This is a genomic window from Staphylococcus lloydii (assembly GCF_015775975.1).
GTDB lineage: Bacteria > Bacillota > Bacilli > Staphylococcales > Staphylococcaceae > Staphylococcus > Staphylococcus lloydii.
In genome coordinates this window covers 2,544,697-2,569,383 of the sequence record NZ_CP064056.1, presented here as the reverse complement: position 1 = coordinate 2,569,383, position 24,687 = coordinate 2,544,697, and the positions used below count along the sequence as shown (strand labels likewise).

The window sequence follows — 24,687 nt, the reverse complement described above, 5'->3', positions numbered from 1 at the left end:
AATAACTAACTCCATATTCCATAAATTTTCGACTTATACACAGAAAACACATACGTGGATAAAAATAATCACAACATGTTGATAATTATCCACAAGTTAATAACAATCAGTGGATAACTTTTCACATATCATGATTTATACACAGCTTTTTGTACATAATCTAATAAAATAAACCCTATATCTATCAATATTTGATGACTTATCCACATAATTATACTTTTTAACAGCTCAACCTGTCAAATGGCTGTGAATATGTTAGTAAATATCCGAATAACTTGTGAAAATGTAACACATTATCCACAGTTTTTCCATTTAGAATTGTGTATAAGTGGATAAATCAAAATGATCTCTATTTTTCTGTTTGATACAGCTTGGGAAATAAAGTATATTAATTGTATGGAAAATGAATAATAATGTTCGTATATTAAAAAATGCTGCTATTTCAAGGATTGAAAGTTCGGATTTCCTTTAACGAATAGTTTAATAAATAGTATTTGAGCCAAAATGACTCAATAACGCAATTAAAATTGTACTTGCTTTATAATTTAGAATTTGTTATATTTTAGTAGTTGCTTGAATTACGACTAGAAATTAGTAGAGTTAAATCAAGACTAATTAGCAGAAACGTATACTTAATTTATCTATATAATAGTTAGATAACTGAATAAAGATGGAGGTGTTTTTGCATGGTAAAACGTACTTATCAACCAAATAAACGTAAACATAGTAAAGTTCATGGTTTCAGAAAACGCATGAGCACTAAAAACGGACGTAAAGTCTTAGCACGTCGTCGTCGTAAAGGCCGTAAAGTTTTATCTGCATAAGATCACTGACTCATCAGTGGTCTTTTTTTTGGTTTTAATTAGCTGTTTCAGTGATTAAAATTTTGTTATTATACGACTATATAATGAAGAATCAATATTACTAATTGTTAATATTTTAGATATATGATTTTTAATTGAAGATATGGACAGGCGAGTGATTGTGAGTGGAAAAAGCTTATCGTATTAAAAGAAATAAGGATTTCCAATTTAACTATAAAAATGGAAAATCTGTCGCAAATAAGCAGTTTGTTGTATATATTAAACACACAGAAGAGTTAGAACATTTTAGACTAGGTATAAGCGTATCTAAGAAGTTAGGCAATGCTGTTGTAAGAAATAGAATTAAGAGGGGAATAAGAGAGAACTTCAAAGTACATAAAGACGATATTATCCCAGTAGACTTAATAATTATAGCAAGGCAACCGGCTAAAAATATGACTACGTTAGAAATGCAATCAAGCTTAGAGCATGTGCTTAAAATAGCTAAAGTATTCAACAAAAAGATTAAGTGACCTTAGACTGTCGTATGTCTTACCTCAGACAAACCGTAGACTAACCTTACGGTTAACAGTCAATATATTCGCTTTTTCTAAAGAAAATCTTTACAATATTACAGTAATAAATTATGTGATAAGGAGGCGAGAAGGATGATGGAATTAGACACGATTACAAGTATCTCCACACCGATGGGGGAGGGCGCTATAGGCATTGTACGTTTATCAGGCGTCAACGCAATTGAAATAGCAGACAAATTGTACCGTGGTAAGCAAAAGTTAGCAGATGCACAAACGCATACGATTAACTATGGTCATATTATTGATCCAGAAACAGATGAGGTTGTAGAAGAAGTAATGGTTTCTGTGCTACGTGCCCCGAAAACTTTTACTAGAGAGAATATAATAGAAATCAACTGTCATGGTGGTATATTAACTATTAACCGCGTATTAGAATTAACAATGACGCATGGTGCACGTATGGCAGAACCTGGTGAATTTACGAAAAGAGCGTTTTTAAATGGTCGTATCGATTTATCCCAAGCAGAAGCGGTTATGGATTTTATACGTTCTAAGACAGATCGTGCGTCTAAAGTCGCTATGAATCAAATTGAAGGCCGTTTAAGTGATATGATTAAGCGACAGCGTCAATCCATTCTCGAAATCCTTGCACAAGTTGAAGTGAATATCGATTATCCTGAATATGATGATGTCGAAGATGCAACGACAGAATTTTTACTTAATCAGTCTCAACATATTAAAGGTGAAATTAATAAATTATTAGATACCGGTACGCAAGGTAAGATAATGCGTGAAGGTTTGTCTACGGTAATAGTAGGAAAGCCTAATGTTGGGAAGTCTTCGATGTTAAACAATTTAATTCAAGATAATAAGGCAATCGTAACCGAAGTAGCTGGTACGACGAGAGATACTTTAGAAGAATATGTTAATGTTCGTGGAGTTCCGCTTCGTTTAGTAGATACAGCGGGTATAAGAGATACAGAAGACATTGTTGAGCGTATCGGCGTGGAACGTTCTAGAAAAGCACTTAGCGAAGCAGATCTAATATTATTCGTCTTAAATTATAATGAACCATTAACATATGAAGATAAACAATTATATGAAGTAATTAAAAATGAAGACGCAATTGTCATTATTAATAAAATGGATTTAGCACAAAATCTAGATTTAGATGAAGTACATGAGATGATAGGGGAGACGCCTCTTATAGAAACCTCAATGTTAAAACAAGAAGGTATAGATGAATTAGAAATACAAATTAGAGACTTGTTCTTTGGTGGAGACGTTCAAAACCAAGATATGACTTATGTTTCAAATTCACGCCACATTTCGTTACTTAAGCAAGCGCGCAATGCGATACAAGATGCAATTGATGCAGCAGAATCAGGAGTACCAATGGATATGGTACAAATTGACTTGACGAGAACTTGGGAAATTTTAGGTGAAATTATTGGAGAATCGGCTAGCGATGAACTTATTGATCAATTATTTAGTCAATTCTGCTTAGGAAAATAAAAGGAGGAAATAACTTATGGCTCAAAAATATGATGTCATTGTAATTGGAGCCGGACATGCTGGAATTGAAGCAGGTTTAGCATCAGCTAGACGTGGTGCAAAAACGTTAATGTTAACGATTAATTTAGACAATATTGCGTTTATGCCATGTAACCCTTCAGTTGGAGGACCTGCTAAAGGCATTGTTGTTCGTGAAATCGATGCATTAGGTGGCCAAATGGCGAAAGCTATTGACCGTACACATATTCAAATGCGTATGCTAAATACAGGTAAAGGCCCAGCTGTACGTGCGTTACGTGCGCAAGCGGATAAAGTATTATATCAACAAGAAATGAAACGCGTGATTGAAGAAGAAGATAATCTAGAAGTTATGCAAGGTATGGTCGACGATTTAATTATTGAAGACGAAGTAATCAAAGGTGTGCGCACAAATATTGGTTCAGAGTATTATGCAGAAGCAGTTATCGTAACTACAGGTACATTTTTACGCGGTGAAATTATTCTTGGTAATATGAAATATTCAAGTGGTCCAAACCATCAATTACCTTCAGTAACACTAGCTGATAATTTAAGAGGTTTAGGTTTTGAAGTTGTTAGATTCAAAACAGGTACACCACCACGTGTAAATGCAAAAACAATCGATTATGATAAAACAGAAATCCAACCTGGTGATGACGTAGGCAGAGCATTTAGTTTTGAGACGACTGAATATATATTAGACCAATTACCATGTTGGTTAACTTATACAAATGAAGAAACACATAAAGTTATTGATGATAATCTACATCTTTCAGCAATGTATTCAGGCATGGTAAAAGGTACAGGTCCTAGATACTGTCCATCAATTGAAGATAAATTTGTACGCTTCAATGATAAACCACGTCATCAACTATTCTTAGAACCAGAAGGACGTTCAACTAATGAAGTATATGTTCAAGGATTATCTACAAGCTTACCTGAACATGTACAAAGAAAAATGTTAGCTACAATTCCTGGTTTAGAGCATGCTGATATGATGCGTGTAGGTTACGCTATCGAATACGATGCTATCGTACCAACACAACTATGGCCTACATTAGAAACTAAGAAAATTAAAAACTTATATACTGCTGGTCAAATTAACGGTACTTCTGGTTATGAAGAAGCGGCTGGACAAGGCATTATGGCTGGTATTAATGCTGCAGGTAGAGTACTTGGCAAAGAAGAAACAATCTTAAGCCGTTCCGATGCATATATCGGTGTACTTATCGATGACTTAGTGACTAAAGGTACGAACGAACCATATCGTCTATTAACTTCTCGTGCCGAATATCGTTTATTATTACGTCATGATAATGCAGATTTACGTTTAACAGATTTAGGCTATGAGTTAGGTATGGTTTCAGAAGAACGTTATGCGCGTTTTAATGAAAAGCGTGATCTTATTAAGGCCGAACAAGATCGTTTAGCGTCAATTCGTATTAAACCACATGAACGTGTACAAGAAATAATTGAATCTCACGGTGGTTCAATTCTAAAAGATGGTATTTTAGCTATTGAATTACTACGTCGTCCTGAAATGACTTATGATATTATTTTAGATATTTTAGAAGAAAGCCATAAGTTACCTGCAGATGTTGAAGAACAAGTTGAAATTCAAACTAAATACGAAGGTTATATCAATAAATCATTACAACAAGTTGAAAAAGTAAAACGTATGGAAGAGAAAAAAATTCCTGAAAACATCGATTATTCTAAAGTAGAAAGCTTGGCGTCAGAAGCGCGTGAAAAACTTAAAGAAGTTAAGCCATTAAACATTGCACAGGCATCACGTATTTCTGGTGTTAATCCTGCTGATATTTCTATTTTATTAGTGTATTTAGAACAAGGGAAAATCCAAAAGGTGGATAATTAACATGAGTATACAATGGTTAACTGACCAGTTGGCAGAACAGGATATAATTTTATCTGAACAACAGCAACAGCAATTTCAAAGGTATTACGAACTGCTAGTTGAATGGAATGAAAAAATGAATCTTACAAGCATCACAGATGAACATGATGTTTATTTAAAACATTTTTATGATTCAATAGCGCCGAGTTTTTATACTGATATGGATAAAGATTATAGTGTTTGTGATGTTGGCGCTGGTGCAGGTTTTCCTAGTATTCCATTAAAAATCGTTTACCCTGAGTTGAAAGTTACAATTGTTGATTCTTTAAACAAACGAATACAATTTTTAAATCATTTGGCAGCTGAATTAGAATTAGAACAGGTGAATTTCGTGCATGACCGCGCAGAAACATTCGGCAAAGGAGACTGCAGGGAGTCTTATGATATTGTTACAGCGAGAGCCGTTGCACGACTTTCAGTGTTAAGCGAGTTATGTTTACCACTTGTTAAAAAAGGTGGGCGATTTGTAGCATTAAAATCGACCAAAGGTGATGAAGAGTTAGATGATGCTAAGTTCGGTATCGGCATTTTCGGTGGTAAGCTAGAGCAAATGATTTCATATGAATTACCAGAAGATGCTGGTGAACGACAAATGATGATTTTTGAAAAACGAAGTCTTACACCTAAAAAATATCCTAGAAAACCAGGTATGCCGAATAAATCACCGTTAACAAAATAGTAGCATTAACAACTAATTTAGAGGGAGCGCATTAATTATGAAAAAACCTTTTTCTAAATTATTTGGTTTAAAAAATAAAGATGACATCGTTGGTTATATCGAAGAAGAGCACAATAATAATGTTGAATCTATACACATTGAACGAATCGTCCCTAACCGTTATCAACCAAGACAAGTATTTGAGCCAAATAAAATAAAAGAACTTGCAGAATCAATAGCTGAACATGGCTTGCTTCAACCTATCGTTGTGCGTCCGATTGAAGAAGATATGTATGAAATTATTGCGGGTGAACGTCGTTTTAGAGCGTTACAATCATTGCAACATACGCATGCTGATGTTATTATTCGTCCGCTAGATGACGAAGAGACTGCAGTTGTAGCTTTAATTGAAAATATACAACGTGAAAATTTATCTGTGATTGAAGAAGCGGAAGCCTACAAGAAATTGTTAGACATTGGTGATACTACGCAGCACGAGTTGGCTAAAAGTGTTGGCAAGAGTCAAAGTTTTATCGCTAACAAATTAAGATTATTAAAACTTGCGCCTAAAGTAATAGAGAGATTGCGTGAGAATAAAATTACAGAACGACATGCGCGTGCACTATTAAGCTTATCTCAAGAAGATCAAGCCGAGATGGTGGAACAGATTATAAGCCAAAAATTAAACGTTAAGCAAACAGAAGCGCGTGTTAAACAAAAGGTCGGCCCTGAAAAAGTTAAAGCACAGAAATTCCAATTTTCTAAGGATTTAACACAGGCACGTGACGAAGTAGGCAAAAGTATAGAAACTATAGAAAAATCAGGTATTCAAGTTGAACATAAAGGCAAAGAATACGATGATTACTATGAAATTAAAATTAAATTATATAAATAGTCACTTTAAAAACTCTAATTTTCTGTATGTGAGAATTAGAGTTTTTTTAATTTATAAATAACCAGTACCATTGTTTGTAAATATAATATTCAGTAGTTTAACTTTCATATAACTATAATAAACAACAAGTTACTTTCATTGCTTCCAATAAAAAATAGTACTATGTTTGGACTATGATATAGACTTTATAGCTCGAAAATATATTAAGAATAGAGTGATGTTTGTATGAAACAATTTATAGTAACTTATGATAATGCACTACTTTTATTTACACAGGAGCATGGTGAATATTGTATCGAATCTAAATTTAAAGGAGCTAATCCCATTGCCGTAACGCAAGATCCAATTGATACGAATATAATTTATTGTGGTACATTTGATCGTGGATTATGGAAAAGTGACGACAGTGGTGAAACATGGATACCGATAGGCACACGTTTTAAAAATAATGATGCTTTCAAGCAAGAAGATATACACATGACGCGTGTCACTTCTGTAAAAGCATATAAAGATGAAGGTGGCACATCATCTATGTTACTCGTTGGAACTGAACCAAGCACACTATTTGTCTCTTATGACCAAGGTGAAAGTTTTGAACTAGTGACTGATTTTTCACATATTGAAGGGAAGGATAAATGGTTCTTTCCACCAAGACCGTATACCCATCATGTGAAATGGCAAGCAAGTAACCCACACCAACCAGAAAATATATTTGTCACAATAGAAGCGGGTGGCATGTTGTATTCGGAAGATTACGGACGAAGTTGGCAAGCGAATAAAGCTAATAATGCGCCTGTAGATATTCACGTACTACGTACACATCCAACCATGCCTAATACGTTGTACGGTGTATGTGGAGATGCTTTTTTAAATAATGGTCATGGTACAGTCATTGAGAGCACCGATTATGGCGCAACATGGCAAGATATCAATGAAGGCATTGAAGCTAAATACGGCTATAGTTTAGCAGTTAATGAAGATAATGACCTAGTTATTTCAACGGCTAAATCTCCATATAAAGCACATAGCTATACAAATGATACAGCTTCAACTATTTACTATCGACAAAGAGATAACGATGCACAATGGGTAGAGGCAACGGAAGGCTTACCGGACCAACAAGGTACTATTATTTCAGCATTAACTGAATATGACGGCGTATTTTATGCTGCAAATAATAAGGGCGTCTTTTATTCAGAAAGTGGGGGCCAGCAATGGCAACAGCTGAACGCCAAATGGCCACATGAATTTATTAACCAACACGCACATCAAATCATACCGATTGTTTAAATATAGTTAGTATATCTATCGATAAAACCACTTGTGAATAAATAAAAAAAAGGAGAAAAACTCATTTGAGTTTCCTCCTTTTTTTATTATTTTAATATGCATCTATCTTTCTATATTAAGAATCATGTCTATATGTGGGATACCATCTTCTAAATACATTTCAGACATTTTTATAAAACCAAATGACTCATAAAAAGACTGTAAATATGTTTGAGCTGAAATGTTAATTTTTTCCTTATTGCTATGCTCCTTTATATATTTTATGGTCTCTTCTAAAATTTGGCGACCATAATTGTTCCCACGATAATTTTTTGAAACTAAAACGCGACCAAAACTAATTGTATTCTGTTCTTCAATAATACGCGTATACGCAACGATGTTATGCTCATTTTTTAAAATAACATGTTTTGCATCATTGTCATGTTCATCAATTTCTTGATAAGGGCATTCTTGTTCTACAACAAACACTCTAACGCGTTCTTCAAAAATTTTTGTTAATTCAAAATTCGATAGTTCTTGTGTACTTTTTACTATTAATTGCATATATATTCCTCCTTTAAATAAAAAGGCACCATTTTCAACCCTCATATCATAAGATACGCCCTAGTGAGTTGAAAATAGTGCCTTAAGAATAAATATCCGGGGATAATTATTCAACACGCTTATTTAATTATTTTCTAATATATTACCAAAAATTGTTTGAAAAGTGAATAGTAATGTAAATAATCAACTGATACAGAAATTATAAATCACGCGGATAGACTATAAAGCTTAGACAGGGATAATGGTTAGAGTTTCTAAAAAGTGCCATCAACCATAATGATTTTATGATTGAGCGAAATTATTATTTAAAGGTGTTTTAAAAGCAATAGATTTATATCACCTATTACTTATATATAGTGGTTGAATATTAAATTAAGAGCTGAATGTTTTGTACTGCCCCTTTTCTATATAGAAAAGGGGTTTTATGTACCTTTAAAAAATTAAAGCAACTTGTGAATATTCAATGGATTATCCTACCTATATAAAATGCCAAAATTATATATTTAGCACTTTTAGTATTTTAAAAAATAAAGAACTACAATAAGTATGTGAAAATACAATGATATATTTGGTGATTGTAGAATTTATAAAAAAGTGTCCATTGCATTGGACAATAATAAATAAAGCGCTTACATACTGTTGATTTATAATAAATGCATAGGGAGGGATTAATTTTGAATAAGGAGGATAAAAAACGTACTATTATTAATTATTTGATTAATAGCCCTGGTTATATCCAGGCAAAAGAACTTGCCGACATAATATCAACATCTTCCAAAAGTATTTATCGTCTAATTCAAGAAATTAATGAAAAAGCTGAGAAAAGGTGTATTTTGTCTGAAAGAGGAAAAGGATTTTGCTTGAATCCTCACTTTAACAGTTCAGAAATTTTGGAAGAAAATTTATCGCAAAGTGCAGAGTTAGCCATCTCTCCCATTGAAAGAAGGAATGAAATAATAAAGGATTTATTAATTCATTCACCATATTCAGTGAGCGTAAATCATATTATTAATAAATTTTTTATTAGTGAGAGTATGTTGTCTGTTGATGAAAAACATATGGTAAAAACGCTAAATAAATATAATTTACAATTAAAACGTAAAGACAGGACTTTAGCAATTACCGGTGCAGAATCTAACATTAGAATGGCACTCATGGAAAGTATGGATATGTTGAATATAAACTTTGAGAAGTCAGCAAGTATACCAGTTAACCTAGAAAGAAAAGATATGAATTTTGTGAATAAACAAATTAGCATTATTGAAAAAACACTTAATGTTAGTATTCCTTATCCATATAACATCAATATCGTTTCACATTTATATATATTGATACTTCGTTTTAGAAAACATGGGCAACATAGTGACAAAGAAAACAATTTTTCTAATTACCCGGACAATTTTATAGAACAAAGTTATTTAAGAGTTTGTGACATAATAATTAAAAATTTTGAAAGTTATTTATCTACAACATTGCCAGAAGTAGAAAAGGAATACTTATATAGATATTTAACATCTTACAGAATAGAATACGCAGATGATTTAGAAGATAAAAGGCATATGTATTTTCCAAAAGAAATTGAGGAACTAGCAGATAAATTTATTGAAAAGATGGAAGGAAAGTTAGTTCAACATTTTTCAAATAGTCAGTTTCGATTGGATTTAATGAAACATCTTAAACCAATGATGAATCGTTTGAAGAATAATATTTTTATCAAAAATAAATTGTTAAATCAAATAAAATTTGAATATCCAGAAACCCATACACAAACTGCTATCGTTTCTAAAAATATAATACCTACAATTTCTGATGATGAGATAGGCTTTTTAACATTATATTTTGCTCGAGAAATTGAACGCAATCCAAGAAAAATTAAAACATTGATCACTTGTACTACTGGAATAGGAACATCCGAATTATTACGTGTAAAAATAGAAAAAATAATACCTGAAATTGAAATTATTGATGTTATTTCTACAGATGTTATAGATGATCAAGTTGTTCATGATATAGACTTAATTGTTTCCACTGTTGCTATAAAAGATTTTAATCTTAAACCTATTATTGTAGTCAGTGCAATGTTTAATAAAAATGACCAAAACAAATTAAAAAAATTTATTCACAATGTAGGTGTCAAATATGAGTGATACTTTAATTAAAACTGTCACATCAAAAGGTACAAATAAGGTTGAAATTTTGAAAAACGTTGAAGTTTTATTAGTTGAAACCAATATTTTAAGTAAATCTAATAGCATGATGCAAGATATAGAGTATAGAGAACAAAAAGGGAGCATTGAAGTGTATCCGAATGTACTATTACCACATATTAAAGCATCTTATGTTAAGGAAGCAAAAATTGTATTGGTTAAAAACAGTGAAGCAACTATGAATTGGGACGACAAAAAAGTGGAGTTAATTATTTTACTTTTAATACCCGAAAAAACGGATGAAGAAGTTCAAAGTGAAATTAGAAATTTTATGAAGCATTTAGCAAATGAAGAATATATACAAAAATTAATGAAAAGGGAGTAATAAATTATGAAAATAGTAAGCGTTTGTGCATGTACTGTAGGTATTGCTCACACATATATTGCAGCAGAAAAATTAGAGCAAGCAGCTAAAAAGCATGGCCATACAATTCAGATTGAAACACAAGGAACAATTGGTGCCGAAAATGAATTAACTGAAGAAGCAATCAATAGTGCAGATATTGTTTTATTAGCAATAGACGTCAAAATTTCGAATAAGGATCGATTCGAAGGCAAAAAGACAATCGAAGTACCTACTGATTTAGCAATAAAATCTCCTAACAAACTTATGGAAAAAATAGAAGAGTTAACTAAAACGAAAAACTAACTAGGAGTGAAATTATGGAACTTGCCAATATTCTAGATGAAAATATTATCTTTCCAAAAGCTGATTATACAAATAAAGCAGAAGTACTACAAGAATTATCTGAATTATTAGAAAAAGAGAGTTATGTAAGTGATGCAAGTGAATTTTTAGAAGCTGTTTATGAGCGTGAAAAGGAAGGTGTTACCGGAATTGGTAATTTGTTAGCTATCCCTCATGGGAAAAGCGAGAGTGTCCAAAAGCCTGGAGTAGCCATTATTACACTTAATAATAAAGTTGATTGGGAGTCGTTAGATGACAGTGGGGCACAAATTGTATTTTTAATTGCAGTTGGTACAGAAAATTCGAAAAATCATCTTAAATTGTTATCACAAATTGCTCGTAAATTAGGTAATGATGATATTAATACAGCATTACTAAGCGCTCAAAAAAAAGAAGAAATAATAAAGATACTTACATCTTAAAGGGGATGAGCTTTCATGAAATCAATTTTAAATAATTTAAATTTTAAATCACATTTATTAACTGCAATTTCGTATCTTATCCCAGTAGTTTGTGGCGCAGGATTTTTAATAGCTATTGGAATGGCTTTTGGTGGTGATAGTTCTACTGATTTAACTAAAGCTGGTTACTCATTTTGGGATGTATTAGCTGTTATAGGTGGGAAAGGACTACAATTACTACCAGTAATCATTGCTACAGGAATTTCATATTCGATTGCCGATAAACCAGGTATAGCACCTGGGGTAATAATAGGTTTAACATCAATTGCAGTTGGAGCAGATTTTATAGGTGGACTCATCGGTGGCTTTTTAACAGGCTATTTGGTAGTACTTATTATTCAATATATTAAATTGCCAAATTGGGCTAAAGGTCTTATGCCAATGTTGGTTATACCATTTATTGCCTCATTAATTGGAGGACTAATTATGGTATACGTAATAGGTGTACCCATTGGGGCTTTTACACATTGGTTAACGGAATATTTACAATCACTAAATGGTACTTCTAAATTATTCTATGGGATTTTAATTGGTGTCTTAGCTAGTATTGATTTTGGGGGCCCTATTAATAAAACGGTATTTGCATTTGTATTAACACTTCAAGCTCAACATATAAATGAACCTATTACTGCATTAATTGTTGTAAATACTGCTACACCATTAGGTTTTGTATTAGCACACTGGGTTGCAAAACTATTTAAAAAGAATATTTATAAACAAGTAGAAGTGGAAACATTAAAAACTGCATTCCCTATGGGTTTAATTGAAATTGTGGAGGGTGTGTTACCTATTGCATTAAATGACATTATACGTAGTGTTGTAGCTACCGGAATTGGTGGTGCAGTTGGTGGCGCGGTGTCTATGGTGTTAGGAGGTAATGCACAGGTGCCTTTTGGAGGCTTCCTAGTATTACCTACAATGTCACAACCATTTACTTTTGTTTTAGCAGTTTTAGCCAACATCATAGTTACTGCACTCGCATTAACTATTTTAAAACGTTCAGTGAATGAAGTTGAAGGCGTTCAAGATGAAATAGAAGAAGAGGATATTGATTTAAATGATATAAAAATTTCATAAGGAGGCAAAATATGATTACTAAACAATTTTCTCCATCGTTAATGACGATGGATTTAGATAAATTTAAAGAACAAATAACTTTTTTGAATAACCACGTAGATTCTTATCACATTGATATTATGGATGGTCATTATGTACCGAATATTACATTATCACCATGGTTTATAGAACAAGTAAAAAAGATATCTGATGTACCTATTTCAACACATTTAATGGTAACTAATCCAACTCAATGGGTAGATCAATTAATCGAAATTGGAAGTGAATACATTTGTATACATGCAGAAGTAATGAATGGCATCGCATATCGATTAATAAATAAAGTACACGATGCAGGATTAAAGTTTGGTGTGGTTTTAAATCCTGAAACCAAAATAGATGTTATTACTCCTTATATTGATTTGGTGGATAAAATTACTATTATGACAGTGGATCCAGGGTTTGCAGGAGAAAAATTTATTGATAGTACATTAGATAAAATAAGACATTTACGCGATTTAAGATATACGAATAATTTTAATTATTTAATAGAGATGGATGGTTCTTCAAATAAAGATACATTCTATAAAATTCAAAAAGCTAATCCAGATATTTATATTTTAGGAAGAAGCGGTCTGTTTGGGTTAGACGAAAATATTGAAAAAGCATGGAACACTATGTTGCAAGATTTCAATGATACAAAGCAACACATTTAAGAGATTTAAATTTATACAACAGTCCCCCACTTAAATCATGAAGTGGGGGTTTTAATAGTTAAAGCGATTCTACTATATTTTAGACATCCTACGAAGTCATTTAAATGTATGGCATTAAATTAAGTAGCTAATCGTGCGCTAAGCTTCGATTTAGCCCATGTTATGAATGCACGCAAAAGTGGTAGATATTATAGTGTAATATTAACTTTTCACTGTTAAGGAGTGAGTTTATGGGCGTGTTATCAGAAAAAGAACGTATTAAAATATTGTCAGATGTTATAGAAATTCAATCGATAAATGATAATGAACTTGAAGTAGCACAATATTTACAAAAATTATTTTCTTCTTATGACATTAAAGCTGATATTGTTCAATTAGATGACTCTGATACGAGAGCCAATTTAGTTGCGGAAATTGGTGAAGGAAAGCCTGTATTAGGTGTTTCTGGTCATATGGATGTCGTTACAACTGGCGACGTAAGTAATTGGAACTATGAACCCTTCAAATTAACGGAAGACGATCAAGGTCGTTTACATGGTAGAGGCTCTGCCGATATGAAGTCAGGCCTTGTAGCGTTGGCATTGAGTCTTATTGAAATTAAGCAGTCAAGCACTTTAAAAAAAGGTACTATACGATTTATGGCTACAGCTGGAGAAGAAATTACAAGTTCAGGTGCAGCTAAATTATACGATGAAGGTTACATGAATGATGTAGATGCATTACTTATTGCTGAACCATCACAAGATGGTATTGTATATACCCACAAAGGTACGATGGATATTGAGGTAATATCTAAAGGTAAATCTGCACATAGCTCGATGCCAGAATTGGGCTATAATGCTATTAATCCACTAACTGACTTTATTCATTATATAAACGCTGAGTATAGTAAAGTGGATACATCTAGTGAATTGCTAGGTACACCAACGATGAATTCGACTGTAATTCAGGGTGGTGACCAAGTAAACTCAATACCAGAGTATGCTTCTTCTTTATTTAATATGCGTACTATTCCAGAATTTGATAATAAGCGTTTTATCGAGTTATTTGAAAAGATTAAAAATAAAGTTGAACAAGAGTCTAATGCATCGCTTGCTATTAATCCCTATGTTAACCGTGAGCCTGTACATACTACAGGAGAAAATTCATTTTTAAAATTGAGTAAACAATATGGCGACGATTACTTCAATCGTGATTTAGAATTAACAGCATCAACAGCTACGACGGATGCTTCGTTTTTAATGAAAGGTAAAGATGATGCCTTTCCATTTGTAATGTATGGCCCGGGAGAAACTGGACAAGCACACCAAGTAGACGAATATGTATATAAAGACGTCTATTTAACTTTCATTGATTTATATACGAATTTACTTACAGATTATCTTAACCAAGAAAGTTAATATTAAAAAGTTAAGAGGTCTAAATACTTTTAAATAAGTATTTAGACCTTTTTTATATCTAAAAATAAGAAAGTAAGGTATTTAATTTTTAAAAGATAAATAGTAAAGACTAAACTCTAAGTCTTTTTTGAGGTGTGATTCTAGTAGGTCTAATGCTTCGTTAATATTTCTGTTATTTAATGCTTCAACAATTTCAGCATGCTCCTCAATTAAACCTGGACGACGTTTAGAAATAACGGTTTTACTAAACAAATAAATAAAGCTTTTTAGCTTTTGATAGGATTCTTGAATGAATGGGTTATTCGTGGCACTCATTATTTTTTGGTGAAACTTATCATTAATTTCTAAAATGTGTTCTTCATCTTCGTTATTTATATCAATTTCGGTATAACTTCTTAATTCTGCTATATCAGATTCTGTGAAAATAATACCCGCCTTTTCTAGCGCATAAGTTTCAAATAAAATACGCATTTCAAATATATTTCTATATTCTTCGGTAGTTGGAATGAAAATGTAAGAGTCTTTTATAAAATATTCTAATTCTAACTGTTTAATAACCTCTCTGATAGGCGTTCGACTAACATTATATTTTTTAGCTAATTTAACTTCTGTAATTTTTTCAGATTGTTTTAATTCCCCAGATATAATATCATTACGAATTTTTTGATATAGCGTCAATTCATTATTGCTATGCATAATTTCACCTCTTTCTTTTATATTACTACAAAAAATTCTAACTTAAAATGTATACATTTATTATGAAAAGGTATACAATAACAAAAAGTAAACGTTTTCAATGGAGGTAATGTTATGAAAATTGGATTTATAGGATTAGGAATTATGGGCAAACCCATGGTTAAAAATTTCCTAAAAGAACAAAATACAGTGTTAGTAAATGACGTAAATAAAGATACAGAACAAGAAATGGTTAAAGAAGGTGCCCAATCAGTATCAATTACTGAGATGGCACAAGAAGTTGACTATTTATTCTTATCATTGCCGAACGGTGCAATCGTGAAGTCAGTTTTATATAGTGGGCAAGATGCCATATTAAATCAACCTCAAGTCAACATAAAAAGTGTGATAGACACAAGTTCATTAACACCCAATGAATCTTTAGAAATTAGTAAAGTTTTAGAAGAAAAATCAGTTTCATATATTGATGCACCGGTAAGTGGAGGAGAGCCATTAGCAATTACGGGTGAGTTATCAATCATGGTGGGTTGTAATGAAAATGATTATGAAGACATTAAAAAAGTATGTGAACCAATAGCTCAATCAGTTATACGCGTAGGTGAAGTTGGTTCTGGTAGTGTCGTTAAGTTAGCAAACCAAATTATTGTTAATACTAATATTGCAGCATTATCAGAAGCAGTCGTATTAGCTAAAAAATTTAATATTGATTTAGAAGCAATGTATCAAGCTATTAAAGGTGGTCTAGCAGGATCTACTGTGATGGATGCTAAGTTTCCTAAAATGATTGCTGAAGATTATCAACCTGGCGGTACTTTAAATATTAATTTAAAAGATTTAAAAAATGTGACTTCTACTGCTGATACCGTCGGCTTAACATTGCCAGTTGCAAATCAAATTAAAGAAATATACAAATCAGAAGTGGCTCAAGGCAATGGCCTCAATGACCATTCTGGGATTATTAAGTATTTTGAAAATATAAATAATATGTAGGTGAAAATATGTTAAATGATAAGTTGATCAATGAACAAAAAAATGACGCGTTTCATAAAAATTTAAACGATTTCAATTATAAAATTATCGTACTAGATGATGATCCTACTGGTACACAAACTGTTAAGGATTTACCGGTATATACACAATGGACTGAAAACTTATTAGAAGATGGTTTCAAGCAACCGAATAATATGTTTTATATTTTAACTAATTCGCGTGCTTTAAATGAAGAAGAAACAACTGCTTTACATCAAGAAATAAGCAGTAATATTGAAAAAGTTGCGCAACGATTAAATCACCCATACTTAATAATAAGTAGAGGCGATTCAACTTTAAGAGGACACTTTTATTTAGAACCCAAGGTGCTAAATGATGCGTCTGTTTCGGGCTTTGATGCAGTGTTCTATTTACCAGAATTCTTTGAAGGTAATCGTTTCACTTATGATGGTATTCATTATTTAAAAGAAAATGATGCATATATGCCTGTTGCAGAAAGTGAATTTTCTAATGACACAACATTTGGTTTTAACTCTGAAACAATGGCAGATTTTATTGAAGAAAAAAGTCATGGAGCTATTAAATCAAATGATGTGTATCATATTACGCTAAAACAAATTAGAAATCGTGATGAGGCAGCAATTTTTAAGACTTTCGAATTAATAAATAATTTCGATGCAGTCGTTGTAGACGCTTTAAACGACGAAGATATGGATTACTTTGTGGCATGTTTAACAGCGTTCTTAGCTAATCATAAGAAGAAGTTTATGTTTAGAACAGCTGCTTCATTTGTCAAAGCAATGTGCGAAACACCTGGAGAAATTATTAACTTAAAAAATTATAAACAAAATAATAATGGCGGCATTATCGTAGTTGGTTCTCATGTAAAGAAAACGTCTGATCAATTGCACCACTTATTAAATAATACAAATATTAAACAAATCGAGTTCGACGTAAAAAAAGTGACAGAGCCTATCTTAAATGAATATATAGCTGAACAAATCACGCAAGTAGAACAAATTATTGAAAATGGGGAAGATATCGTTATTTATACTTCTCGTGACGTTATAAAAACAGAGGATTTAACTAATAATTTAAGTATTTCAACGAATATCTCGAATAGTTTAGTTGAAATTATTAGAGGTTTAAAAATACAACCTAAATTTATTATTGCTAAGGGCGGCATTACTTCAAGTGATGTAGCTACTAAAGGGCTAAATATTCATAAAGCGGACGTTATTGGACAAGTAACTAAGGGTGTACCCGTTTGGTTAACAGGTATTGAAGCAAAATATCCAAAAATGCCATATGTGATTTTCCCGGGAAATGTCGGTGACGTTGAAACGTTGACAGAAGTATACAAATTAAATAGTTAAAAGATCTATAGAAAGTAGGGATGGAAATGTTTGGAGAAATTTGGCCACTGATTAGTGTTGTTATTGGGGTATTGGTGTTACTTGTATTAATTATGTTACTTAAAATGAATACATTTATTTCTTTAATTGTTACTTCAATGTTTACTGGTATTATTTTAGGAATGCCAATAGATAAAATCGTTGAAGTAGTAGAAAAAGGTATGGGAGATACGTTAGGTAGTATTGCCATAATCTTTGGGTTGGGTTCCATTTTAGGTAAGTTATTATCTGAAGGTGGAGGCGCAACAAGAATTGCTGATAAATTGATAGAGAAATTCGGTGAAAAGTATGTAACCTTAGCAATGATTGTTGCTTCGTTTATTATTGGTATATCGCTATTTTTAGAAGTAGCATTTGTGTTACTTATTCCATTAGTATTTACGCTAGCTAAAAGAATGAAAATATCAAATCTCAAAGTCGGCCTACCAATGGCTACTTCCATAGCTATTACACATGGCTTTTTACCACCTCACCCTGGGCCTGTAGCAATTTCACAAGCGCTTCATGCTAACATCGGACACGTACTTATGTACGGCTTTATTATAGGGATTCCATTAGCAATTATTGTAGGCGTGATATTCCCGAAATTTGCATACAAAATTGCTCCAGTAGCGTTCACACGTGAAGGTAATCAGGGAACAATTGCAGATACGCAAAAAATTGAGAATAAAACATTACCTAGTTTTGGTATTAGTTTATTAACTGCGTTAAGTCCAGTCATTTTAATGTTATTAGCAACTGTTGTTCAATTAATTACAGGTCATGAAGATGGTAAAGCGACAGGCTTTGAAGGTTTTATTTACTTTATTGGATCATCAACGACTGCAATGCTTATCGCTGTATTATTTGCAATGTACACGATGGGGATTAGAAGAAAGCATTCAATGCACCAAATTATGCAAACGGTTTCAGATGCGATTACGCCAATTGCTATGTTACTACTAATTATTGGTGGTGGCGGTGTATTCAAGCAGATACTTATTGATGGAGGAGTTGGCGATACAATTTCTAAAATGTTCCATGGTACAGAAATGTCACCGATAATATTAGCTTGGCTAGCTGCAGCTATTCTACGAGTAGCATTAGGTTCTACTACAGTAGCAGCATTATCATCTGTGGGTATTGTTTTACCACTTATTCAATCTGTTGATGTAAATATTTCACTTGTGGTATTAGCCATAGGTGCTGGAAGTATCTTCTGTTCGCACGTAAATGATGCTGGATTTTGGATGTTCAAAGAATATTTTGGTCTAACGATTAAAGAAACGTTTTTAACTTGGACTTTACTTGAGTCTATATTATCTGTTTTAGGATTGGGCTTTATATTACTTGTAAACGTAATTATTTAAAATAAACGCTATAAAGTGAGGATTAAAGTATGAAAAATAGAGAGATTTTGCAACATGCAAAACGTGAAAAATTTGCTATCCCACAAATAAATATTAATGAACTTATTTGGATAGAACCCGTATTAAAAGCAGCAGAATCGATGCATGCACCAATTATAATAGCTACTTCTGATAATTTAGTGCCCACATTAGGCGGTTATGAGTTTATATTCAAAACGATAAAAAACAAGGTGCAAGCTATGGATATTTCAGTGCCTGTTATTATACATTTAGATCATAGCACTTCGATAGAAAATTGCCGACACGCGATAGACGTTGGGTATGATTCAATCATGTATGATGGTTCAAAATTGCCAATTGAATCAAATATTGCCTACACTAAACAAGTTGCAGATTATGCTCATCAAAGCGATGTTTTAGTTGAAGGAGAAGTTGGTGGTGTCGGTGGTACAGAAGATGGCATTAGTGGTAATGTAAAATACGCTAGTTTGGACGATTGCTATCAATTAGTGACACAAACCAATCTAGATAGCTTGGCACCTGCTTTAGGCTCAGTACATGGAGAATACAAAGGTGAACCTAATCTAGGGTTTAAAGAAATGGAAGAAATTGAGTCCCAATTAGACATTCCGTTAGTCTTACATGGTGCTTCTGGTATCTCAGACGAAGAATTATTGAGAACAATTAATTTAGGTCATGCAAAGATAAACTTTAATACCGAAGTTAAAATTGCATGGGCTAAACAACTGAGACAAACTTTAGAGAAAGATAAACAGTTATACGATCCCCAAAAGATTATCGGTCCTAGTAAAGATGCTATCGAAGAAGCGGTTAAATCACTTATAATTAAATGTAATGCTACAAATCAAGCTTAGTAGTTTTCAAGTTATATTATGAATGTATAAAGAGGTCTAAATACTTTTAAATAAGTATTTAGACCTTTTTTAATTTTCAAAGTAATAGGAATTAGATAATGGGTACAATCATTTCGACAAAGTAAAATAATGTATTGTTAAAAATATGCTATATTACAAATAAATTGTATAAATATCTATTGAGTATTTAAAGTGATTATAAATTCGAATTTATACCAATATTAAGAAAATAGGTGTAAAATATTAAAATCAATCAAAAATTGGAGGATTTTATATGCATTTCACCAAATTAACAGAAGAAGAATACGCAGAATTTATTACGCATCTTCCAGTTCATTACACGCAATCAAGCGAACAATATAATTATAGAAAACAACATAAAAATGATGTCCATATAGTAGGAGTAAAAGACAACGATAATGTTGTTGCTGCATGTTTATTATCTGAAGCTAGAACGATGAAAATTTTTAAATATTTTTATTCACATAAAGGGCCAGTGCTTGATTATAAAAATAAAGATATAGTGGACTGTTTTTTTAAAGGTTTAAATAAATATTTAAAAAAACATAGAACGTTATTCGTTTTAGTAGATCCTTATGTATTAGAAACAGTAAGAAATGCAGACGGTGATATATTACGTTCATTTGATAATACCGAATTAATCACACAATTAAATAAACTTGGCTACAAACATCAAGGCTACTCAGTAGGATATTCTCAAAAAAGCCAAATAAGATGGCTTTCGGTACTAAACGTTGAGGGTAAAAGCGAACAAGAAGTGTTGAAAGAGATGGACTATCAAACAAGACGTAATATTAAAAGAGCACAAGAAATGAATGTAGAAACTAAGACATTAGATATTTCAGAAACTGAACGATTTTATAAGTTATATAAAAAAGCAGAAACACGCCATAATTTTAAATTTAAAGAAGATCCACATGAATTTTTTAAAGAAACGCAAAAAATGTATCCTGAGCATTCAATGTTGAAGTTGGCCTATGTAGATTTAAATAAATACTTACAACAGTTATCCCAAAAAAGTGAGCAACTGAACGCTGAACTTAAAGATATAGAATATAAATTAGTGGATAGTCCTAACTCTAAGAAAAGTAAAAATAAGTTTGAACAATTAAAGCAACAAGTGAATAGTAATAATAAAAAAATTACAGAGGCGCAACAATTAATGCGTGAAGAAGGAGAAATTTTAGATTTAGCTGCTGCGCTATATATTTATAATAAAGATGAGGTTTATTATTTATCCAGTGGTTCAGATCCTAAATTTTACCAATTTAATGGTGCTTATGGTTTACAGTGGGACATGATTAAATTTACGATCGCCAATCATATTCCACGCTATAATTTTTACGGTATAACGGGAGATTTTAGCGAAGAAGCGGACGATTATGGTGTTCAACAATTTAAAAAAGGATTCAATGCGCATGTGGAAGAGTATATCGGAGATTTTATTAAACCGATTCATCCATTATTTTATAAAATTTATCAGTTTATCAATAAATAGCGACTGCAATGTCAAAGTTGAATATTCAATATTCTAAAGTTACCAGTTTTTTAATATTTGAGTATGGGAATGACTAAAGTAAAGGAATTAATTTTTAGGAGGAATATGCATGAATAAGTCTAATAAACATGTCGACTTAAATTTTCAAAAAAAATGGCCATGACAGTCCCATTACGATGTATTATAAAGCACTATACCAACTGAATGATGTAGTACTAGGCTTGGTGTTTTTAATTGGTAGTTTTCTATTCTTTAGTGATAGCACGGTCTTTTCAGGCACTGTACTATTCGTTATTGGTAGTATTCAAATGACTATCAGACCGCTTATCGCCTTTTTCCACGATTTACATCTTGCACGCTATCATCAAAAACAGCAAAAGCTTAATAAATAAAAGTGTAAAAACGCCCCAATTATTATGAGTTGGGGCGTTTGTTTAAAACCATTTTTTCTTTTTAAACAATAAGATTAACCAAATTGTTATGATGGCCATTATTGCGATAAAGACGAAATAGCTATACTTCCACTGCAGTTCTGGCATAAATGAAAAGTTCATACCATACCAACCAGTTAATAAGGAAAGTGGGAAGAAAATAGACGAAATCATCGTAAGTACGTTCATAACGTTATTAATTTTGTTTGAACGATACGATTCGTTATTATCTTTAATTTCTTCAGTGATGCTTTCACTGGCTGCTAGCGTATCATTTTGTCTTTTTAGTCTGTTTTGGATGTGTTTGATAAGTCTGCGATTTTTAGGGCTTGAAGCAAGCACATTACCCTCTGTTACATCATCTATCATTTGTTGCATAGGTAATAGAACGCGTTTTAGTTTAATAATTTCTGACCGTATATCAAACACGTCATCCATTAATTTATTGTTGCCTGTAGCATTAACGTTTTTATATTCGAAAGAAAATACAGTATCTTCCACATCATTTACGTATTTAAAATAACTGTTGGTTATATTATCTAGAATTGCTAAAGTAATGCTTTCATTATCAAATTTGAGTTTACCACTTTGTAATTGCTCAATGACTTGATCAAGTACTGGAATGTTATTTTCATGTACGGTTACCATCGAATTTTGAAATGCTGTAATGCTCAAAGGGTTGGCTGAAAAGTCAGTGTTTGTAATGGTGTGTAATACAAAATATTTATTTTGTTGATGCTCATCGACATCAATTTGAGGTCGTGAAATTGTATAAATAGATTCTTCAATTTTATGTTTATCTAAACTAAAATGCTGTTCAAGAAACCCTTTATCTTCATCTGATGGATGACTACTGTCATACCAAATAAAGCGTCCATCATTAGGTAAGCTAGCCTTCGTCTCGGTGACTATAACTTGTTGATGGTCATTTTCGTATATAAAACGCATGGTTTGGACCTCCAATAGTAAAAAGAATATTAATATTTAATTACCTGAATTTTATTAGAGTTAATCATAAATTTATAAAAATAAATTAACCGATGCGGAGGCAATATTTAACAACGTTTTATGATTATCACCTATGTTTGATTTACACACATCGTGGAATAATAATATTGTAAGCAATCAAAGGAGGTAATACAATGACTTTTGAATTTAAGCATGATGCAGGAACTACTGAACTACCAGAAAATATTAATTCAGCGGTTGCGCTAGAATTTTCATTCGTTGACGCATTAGTTGCTTTAGATATAGACGTTAAAGGTATTGCTGATGATAATGACAGTACGAACTTAATATCACCAATCAAAGAAGAAGTTGGTGACTATGTTTCAGTTGGTACACGTATCGATCCAGACTTTGAATCAATTCGTTCTGCAGCTCCACAAGTAATTATCGGAGATGCTGATCGTCATAAAGATATATATGATGAATTAAGTCAAATTGCGCCTACGATTTTATTTAGCAGTTTTGACGCAGGTTATCAAGAAACGCTAGAAGTATTCCAACGTATTGGTACAGCTGTTTCTAAATCTAAAGAAGCGAAAGAACGTTTAGACAGCCATCAAGACTTAGTAAATAACTATAATAATCAAATTTCTATTGATAAAAATAAAGCAACATTAGCTGCTGTAGTTTCCGAACAAGGTGTAACTGCGCATTCAGCAAAAACTTATGTAGGTGAATTTTTAGGCAAATTAGGTTTTGAAAATGCACTTGATAAGAAAGTTGCAGATAAATTACCTGCATATAGAGAAGCAGATTATTTAGAAATGTCATATGAACAATTAGCTGAAGTTAATCCAGAAAGATTAATTGTTATGGTTGAAGATAGTGATGACGATGACTTAAATAAACTTCAAAATAGTAATCAATGGGATGACATTGATGCTGTGAAAAATAATAGAGTTCACTTTGTAAACAGAGATGAATGGGCTAAATTACGTGGTCTAGTCGCTTCTGAAGATATTATAGAAACTTTAGCTAACCTAAAAGAATAGTTGCATATATATAATAAAGTGGTTGATTAGCTGTAGCATGTGCTAATCAACCATTTTTATATGTGCCTTGCAATTAAGCACCCATTTCTCAAATGAGAAGGTGCTTTTTATGATTTAGATATTTAGTTATTGATAATAAACTGTTGCAGTAAAGGTAATTAATTCAGAGGTATTATTTTGATAAGTATGGGCGATATCACTGTTAAAACGTAAAGCCTGTGTTTCATCTATATTATAAACTTCGTCATTTACGCTAATTGTTAAAACGCCTTTGTTGACGATAATAAATTCTTCAGAGTTTAAATGGTGACCTTCCGAAGACTTCTCGCAACCGGGCTGTATTTCCATTTTAAACATTTCAAACTGTCTAGATTTATCGTATGGGAAATAGGGATAAACTACGACATTGTCATCCTCAATCGGTAAGATATCCGTACTATCGATAAAGTTAACATTATCTTGCTGTTGAGTTGTTAGTTCAGAAAGTGATAAATGAAGGCCATTAGCAATTTTCCACAATGTCGTAATGGTAGGGTTAGATTCTCCTCTTTCAATTTGACTCAACATGTTTTTACTTACATTTGTTAGCTTAGACATTTTATCTAGACTGAGTTGGTTTTTCTTGCGGTAAGACATTAAATTACATGCGATAACGTTTTGTATATTACTCATAAAAATCATTCCTTTACTTTATATCGAACATATTGTACC

25 protein-coding genes are annotated in these 24,687 nt (G+C 32.1%); 21 read left to right on the top strand and 4 right to left on the bottom strand.

Translation table 11 applies throughout. The annotated features are described in order from the left end of the window. Positions 1-686: 686 nt before the first annotated feature. The 7 genes from rpmH (at position 687) to ISP08_RS12780 (ending at position 7,630) form a co-directional block, all read left to right on the top strand. Positions 687-824: a 50S ribosomal protein L34 gene (rpmH, locus tag ISP08_RS12810; RefSeq protein ID WP_000240855.1), complete on the top strand. Its 138-nt coding sequence runs from the start codon at positions 687-689 to the stop codon at positions 822-824. Between the two features lie 164 nt (positions 825-988). Continuing rightward, positions 989-1,336 (top strand): ribonuclease P protein component, encoded by a 348-nt coding sequence (gene rnpA, locus ISP08_RS12805; protein WP_048794375.1) that lies wholly within the window; start codon positions 989-991, stop codon positions 1,334-1,336. A gap of 138 nt (positions 1,337-1,474) precedes the next feature. Next, positions 1,475-2,854: a tRNA uridine-5-carboxymethylaminomethyl(34) synthesis GTPase MnmE gene (gene mnmE, locus ISP08_RS12800; RefSeq protein WP_195719359.1), complete on the top strand. Its 1,380-nt coding sequence runs from the start codon at positions 1,475-1,477 to the stop codon at positions 2,852-2,854. A gap of 16 nt (positions 2,855-2,870) precedes the next feature. Then, positions 2,871-4,748 carry a tRNA uridine-5-carboxymethylaminomethyl(34) synthesis enzyme MnmG gene (mnmG, locus tag ISP08_RS12795; protein WP_195718902.1) on the top strand — a complete coding sequence of 626 codons (1,878 nt, stop codon included), beginning with the start codon at positions 2,871-2,873 and terminating at the stop codon, positions 4,746-4,748. A gap of 1 nt (position 4,749) precedes the next feature. Next, on the top strand, positions 4,750-5,466 hold the full coding sequence (gene rsmG, locus ISP08_RS12790) for a 16S rRNA (guanine(527)-N(7))-methyltransferase RsmG (RefSeq protein ID WP_195718901.1): 717 nt from the start codon (positions 4,750-4,752) through the stop codon (positions 5,464-5,466). 37 nt (positions 5,467-5,503) lie between these two features. Continuing rightward, the gene (gene noc, locus ISP08_RS12785) at positions 5,504-6,340 is read left to right on the top strand and encodes a nucleoid occlusion protein (RefSeq protein WP_048794371.1); all 837 of its coding nucleotides are present in this window, start codon (positions 5,504-5,506) and stop codon (positions 6,338-6,340) included. Between the two features lie 225 nt (positions 6,341-6,565). Then, positions 6,566-7,630: a WD40/YVTN/BNR-like repeat-containing protein gene (locus ISP08_RS12780; protein ID WP_195718900.1), complete on the top strand. Its 1,065-nt coding sequence runs from the start codon at positions 6,566-6,568 to the stop codon at positions 7,628-7,630. A 102-nt stretch (positions 7,631-7,732) separates the two neighbouring features. Here ISP08_RS12780 and ISP08_RS12775 read toward each other — a convergent pair whose 3' ends face one another. Further along, positions 7,733-8,173, bottom strand: a complete 441-nt coding sequence (locus ISP08_RS12775; RefSeq protein WP_195718899.1) for a GNAT family N-acetyltransferase — start codon at positions 8,171-8,173, stop codon at positions 7,733-7,735. Positions 8,174-8,847: 674 nt separating this feature from the next. Between ISP08_RS12775 and ISP08_RS12770 the strand changes: the two genes are divergently transcribed. From ISP08_RS12770 to ISP08_RS12740, 7 genes are all read left to right on the top strand, one after another. Then, a complete protein-coding gene (locus ISP08_RS12770) occupies positions 8,848-10,320 on the top strand; it encodes a BglG family transcription antiterminator (protein ID WP_195718898.1) in 1,473 nt (490 codons plus the stop codon). Further along, entirely contained in the window at positions 10,313-10,705 is a 393-nt protein-coding gene (locus ISP08_RS12765) for a PTS sugar transporter subunit IIA (RefSeq protein ID WP_195718897.1), read from the top strand. Before ISP08_RS12770 ends, ISP08_RS12765 begins: the two co-directional genes overlap by 8 nt. Before the next feature lie 6 nt (positions 10,706-10,711). Then, positions 10,712-11,029, top strand: coding sequence for a PTS fructose transporter subunit IIB (locus ISP08_RS12760; protein ID WP_195718896.1), 318 nt, complete (start codon positions 10,712-10,714; stop codon positions 11,027-11,029). A gap of 14 nt (positions 11,030-11,043) precedes the next feature. After that, positions 11,044-11,490, top strand: coding sequence for a PTS sugar transporter subunit IIA (locus ISP08_RS12755; protein WP_195718895.1), 447 nt, complete (start codon positions 11,044-11,046; stop codon positions 11,488-11,490). A gap of 15 nt (positions 11,491-11,505) precedes the next feature. Beyond that, the gene (locus ISP08_RS12750) at positions 11,506-12,606 is read left to right on the top strand and encodes a PTS fructose transporter subunit IIC (RefSeq protein ID WP_195718894.1); all 1,101 of its coding nucleotides are present in this window, start codon (positions 11,506-11,508) and stop codon (positions 12,604-12,606) included. 11 nt (positions 12,607-12,617) lie between these two features. Further along, positions 12,618-13,301: a D-allulose 6-phosphate 3-epimerase gene (gene alsE, locus ISP08_RS12745; protein WP_195718893.1), complete on the top strand. Its 684-nt coding sequence runs from the start codon at positions 12,618-12,620 to the stop codon at positions 13,299-13,301. A gap of 230 nt (positions 13,302-13,531) precedes the next feature. Next, complete coding sequence (locus tag ISP08_RS12740; protein ID WP_195718892.1) at positions 13,532-14,701, top strand: ArgE/DapE family deacylase; 1,170 nt, start codon at positions 13,532-13,534, stop codon at positions 14,699-14,701. Between the two features lie 81 nt (positions 14,702-14,782). Here ISP08_RS12740 and ISP08_RS12735 read toward each other — a convergent pair whose 3' ends face one another. Continuing rightward, positions 14,783-15,397, bottom strand: coding sequence for a GntR family transcriptional regulator (locus tag ISP08_RS12735; RefSeq protein WP_195718891.1), 615 nt, complete (start codon positions 15,395-15,397; stop codon positions 14,783-14,785). A gap of 114 nt (positions 15,398-15,511) precedes the next feature. On the opposite strand from ISP08_RS12735, the gene ISP08_RS12730 reads away from it, so the two are divergent. From ISP08_RS12730 to ISP08_RS12705, 6 genes are all read left to right on the top strand, one after another. Next, positions 15,512-16,387: an NAD(P)-binding domain-containing protein gene (locus tag ISP08_RS12730; RefSeq protein WP_195718890.1), complete on the top strand. Its 876-nt coding sequence runs from the start codon at positions 15,512-15,514 to the stop codon at positions 16,385-16,387. Between the two features lie 8 nt (positions 16,388-16,395). After that, a complete protein-coding gene (locus ISP08_RS12725) occupies positions 16,396-17,763 on the top strand; it encodes a four-carbon acid sugar kinase family protein (protein ID WP_195718889.1) in 1,368 nt (455 codons plus the stop codon). A gap of 26 nt (positions 17,764-17,789) precedes the next feature. Further along, positions 17,790-19,151: a gluconate:H+ symporter gene (locus ISP08_RS12720; protein WP_195718888.1), complete on the top strand. Its 1,362-nt coding sequence runs from the start codon at positions 17,790-17,792 to the stop codon at positions 19,149-19,151. Positions 19,152-19,180: 29 nt separating this feature from the next. Beyond that, a complete protein-coding gene (locus ISP08_RS12715; RefSeq protein WP_195718887.1) occupies positions 19,181-20,026 on the top strand; it encodes a ketose-bisphosphate aldolase in 846 nt (281 codons plus the stop codon). A gap of 274 nt (positions 20,027-20,300) precedes the next feature. Continuing rightward, the gene (locus ISP08_RS12710) at positions 20,301-21,545 is read left to right on the top strand and encodes an aminoacyltransferase (protein WP_195718886.1); all 1,245 of its coding nucleotides are present in this window, start codon (positions 20,301-20,303) and stop codon (positions 21,543-21,545) included. Positions 21,546-21,721: 176 nt separating this feature from the next. Continuing rightward, complete coding sequence (locus ISP08_RS12705; RefSeq protein ID WP_195718885.1) at positions 21,722-21,937, top strand: YrhK family protein; 216 nt, start codon at positions 21,722-21,724, stop codon at positions 21,935-21,937. Between the two features lie 42 nt (positions 21,938-21,979). On the opposite strand, the gene ISP08_RS12700 is transcribed toward ISP08_RS12705, so the two are convergent. Then, positions 21,980-22,924 (bottom strand): CorA family divalent cation transporter, encoded by a 945-nt coding sequence (locus ISP08_RS12700; protein ID WP_195718884.1) that lies wholly within the window; start codon positions 22,922-22,924, stop codon positions 21,980-21,982. 194 nt (positions 22,925-23,118) lie between these two features. Between ISP08_RS12700 and ISP08_RS12695 the strand changes: the two genes are divergently transcribed. Next, positions 23,119-23,976 carry an ABC transporter substrate-binding protein gene (locus ISP08_RS12695; protein ID WP_195718883.1) on the top strand — a complete coding sequence of 286 codons (858 nt, stop codon included), beginning with the start codon at positions 23,119-23,121 and terminating at the stop codon, positions 23,974-23,976. Positions 23,977-24,102: 126 nt separating this feature from the next. Here ISP08_RS12695 and ISP08_RS12690 read toward each other — a convergent pair whose 3' ends face one another. Then, positions 24,103-24,648, bottom strand: coding sequence for a helix-turn-helix domain-containing protein (locus ISP08_RS12690; RefSeq protein ID WP_195718882.1), 546 nt, complete (start codon positions 24,646-24,648; stop codon positions 24,103-24,105). Positions 24,649-24,687 lie beyond the last annotated feature (39 nt).

Bases quoted from the DNA above. Each gene is read 5' to 3' on its own strand.
- rpmH (WP_000240855.1), top strand. From the start codon at position 687: ATGGTAAAACGTACTTATCAACCAAATAAACGTAAACATAGTAAAGTT.
- mnmE (WP_195719359.1), top strand. From the start codon at position 1,475: ATGGAATTAGACACGATTACAAGTATCTCCACACCGATGGGGGAGGGC.
- mnmG (WP_195718902.1), top strand. From the start codon at position 2,871: ATGGCTCAAAAATATGATGTCATTGTAATTGGAGCCGGACATGCTGGA.
- rsmG (WP_195718901.1), top strand. From the start codon at position 4,750: ATGAGTATACAATGGTTAACTGACCAGTTGGCAGAACAGGATATAATT.
- noc (WP_048794371.1), top strand. From the start codon at position 5,504: ATGAAAAAACCTTTTTCTAAATTATTTGGTTTAAAAAATAAAGATGAC.
- ISP08_RS12780 (WP_195718900.1), top strand. From the start codon at position 6,566: ATGAAACAATTTATAGTAACTTATGATAATGCACTACTTTTATTTACA.
- ISP08_RS12775 (WP_195718899.1), bottom strand. From the start codon at position 8,173: ATGCAATTAATAGTAAAAAGTACACAAGAACTATCGAATTTTGAATTA.
- ISP08_RS12765 (WP_195718897.1), top strand. From the start codon at position 10,313: ATGAGTGATACTTTAATTAAAACTGTCACATCAAAAGGTACAAATAAG.
- ISP08_RS12760 (WP_195718896.1), top strand. From the start codon at position 10,712: ATGAAAATAGTAAGCGTTTGTGCATGTACTGTAGGTATTGCTCACACA.
- ISP08_RS12755 (WP_195718895.1), top strand. From the start codon at position 11,044: ATGGAACTTGCCAATATTCTAGATGAAAATATTATCTTTCCAAAAGCT.
- ISP08_RS12750 (WP_195718894.1), top strand. From the start codon at position 11,506: ATGAAATCAATTTTAAATAATTTAAATTTTAAATCACATTTATTAACT.
- alsE (WP_195718893.1), top strand. From the start codon at position 12,618: ATGATTACTAAACAATTTTCTCCATCGTTAATGACGATGGATTTAGAT.
- ISP08_RS12740 (WP_195718892.1), top strand. From the start codon at position 13,532: ATGGGCGTGTTATCAGAAAAAGAACGTATTAAAATATTGTCAGATGTT.
- ISP08_RS12735 (WP_195718891.1), bottom strand. From the start codon at position 15,397: ATGCATAGCAATAATGAATTGACGCTATATCAAAAAATTCGTAATGAT.
- ISP08_RS12730 (WP_195718890.1), top strand. From the start codon at position 15,512: ATGAAAATTGGATTTATAGGATTAGGAATTATGGGCAAACCCATGGTT.
- ISP08_RS12725 (WP_195718889.1), top strand. From the start codon at position 16,396: ATGTTAAATGATAAGTTGATCAATGAACAAAAAAATGACGCGTTTCAT.
- ISP08_RS12720 (WP_195718888.1), top strand. From the start codon at position 17,790: ATGTTTGGAGAAATTTGGCCACTGATTAGTGTTGTTATTGGGGTATTG.
- ISP08_RS12715 (WP_195718887.1), top strand. From the start codon at position 19,181: ATGAAAAATAGAGAGATTTTGCAACATGCAAAACGTGAAAAATTTGCT.
- ISP08_RS12710 (WP_195718886.1), top strand. From the start codon at position 20,301: ATGCATTTCACCAAATTAACAGAAGAAGAATACGCAGAATTTATTACG.
- ISP08_RS12705 (WP_195718885.1), top strand. From the start codon at position 21,722: ATGTATTATAAAGCACTATACCAACTGAATGATGTAGTACTAGGCTTG.
- ISP08_RS12700 (WP_195718884.1), bottom strand. From the start codon at position 22,924: ATGCGTTTTATATACGAAAATGACCATCAACAAGTTATAGTCACCGAG.
- ISP08_RS12695 (WP_195718883.1), top strand. From the start codon at position 23,119: ATGACTTTTGAATTTAAGCATGATGCAGGAACTACTGAACTACCAGAA.
- ISP08_RS12690 (WP_195718882.1), bottom strand. From the start codon at position 24,648: ATGAGTAATATACAAAACGTTATCGCATGTAATTTAATGTCTTACCGC.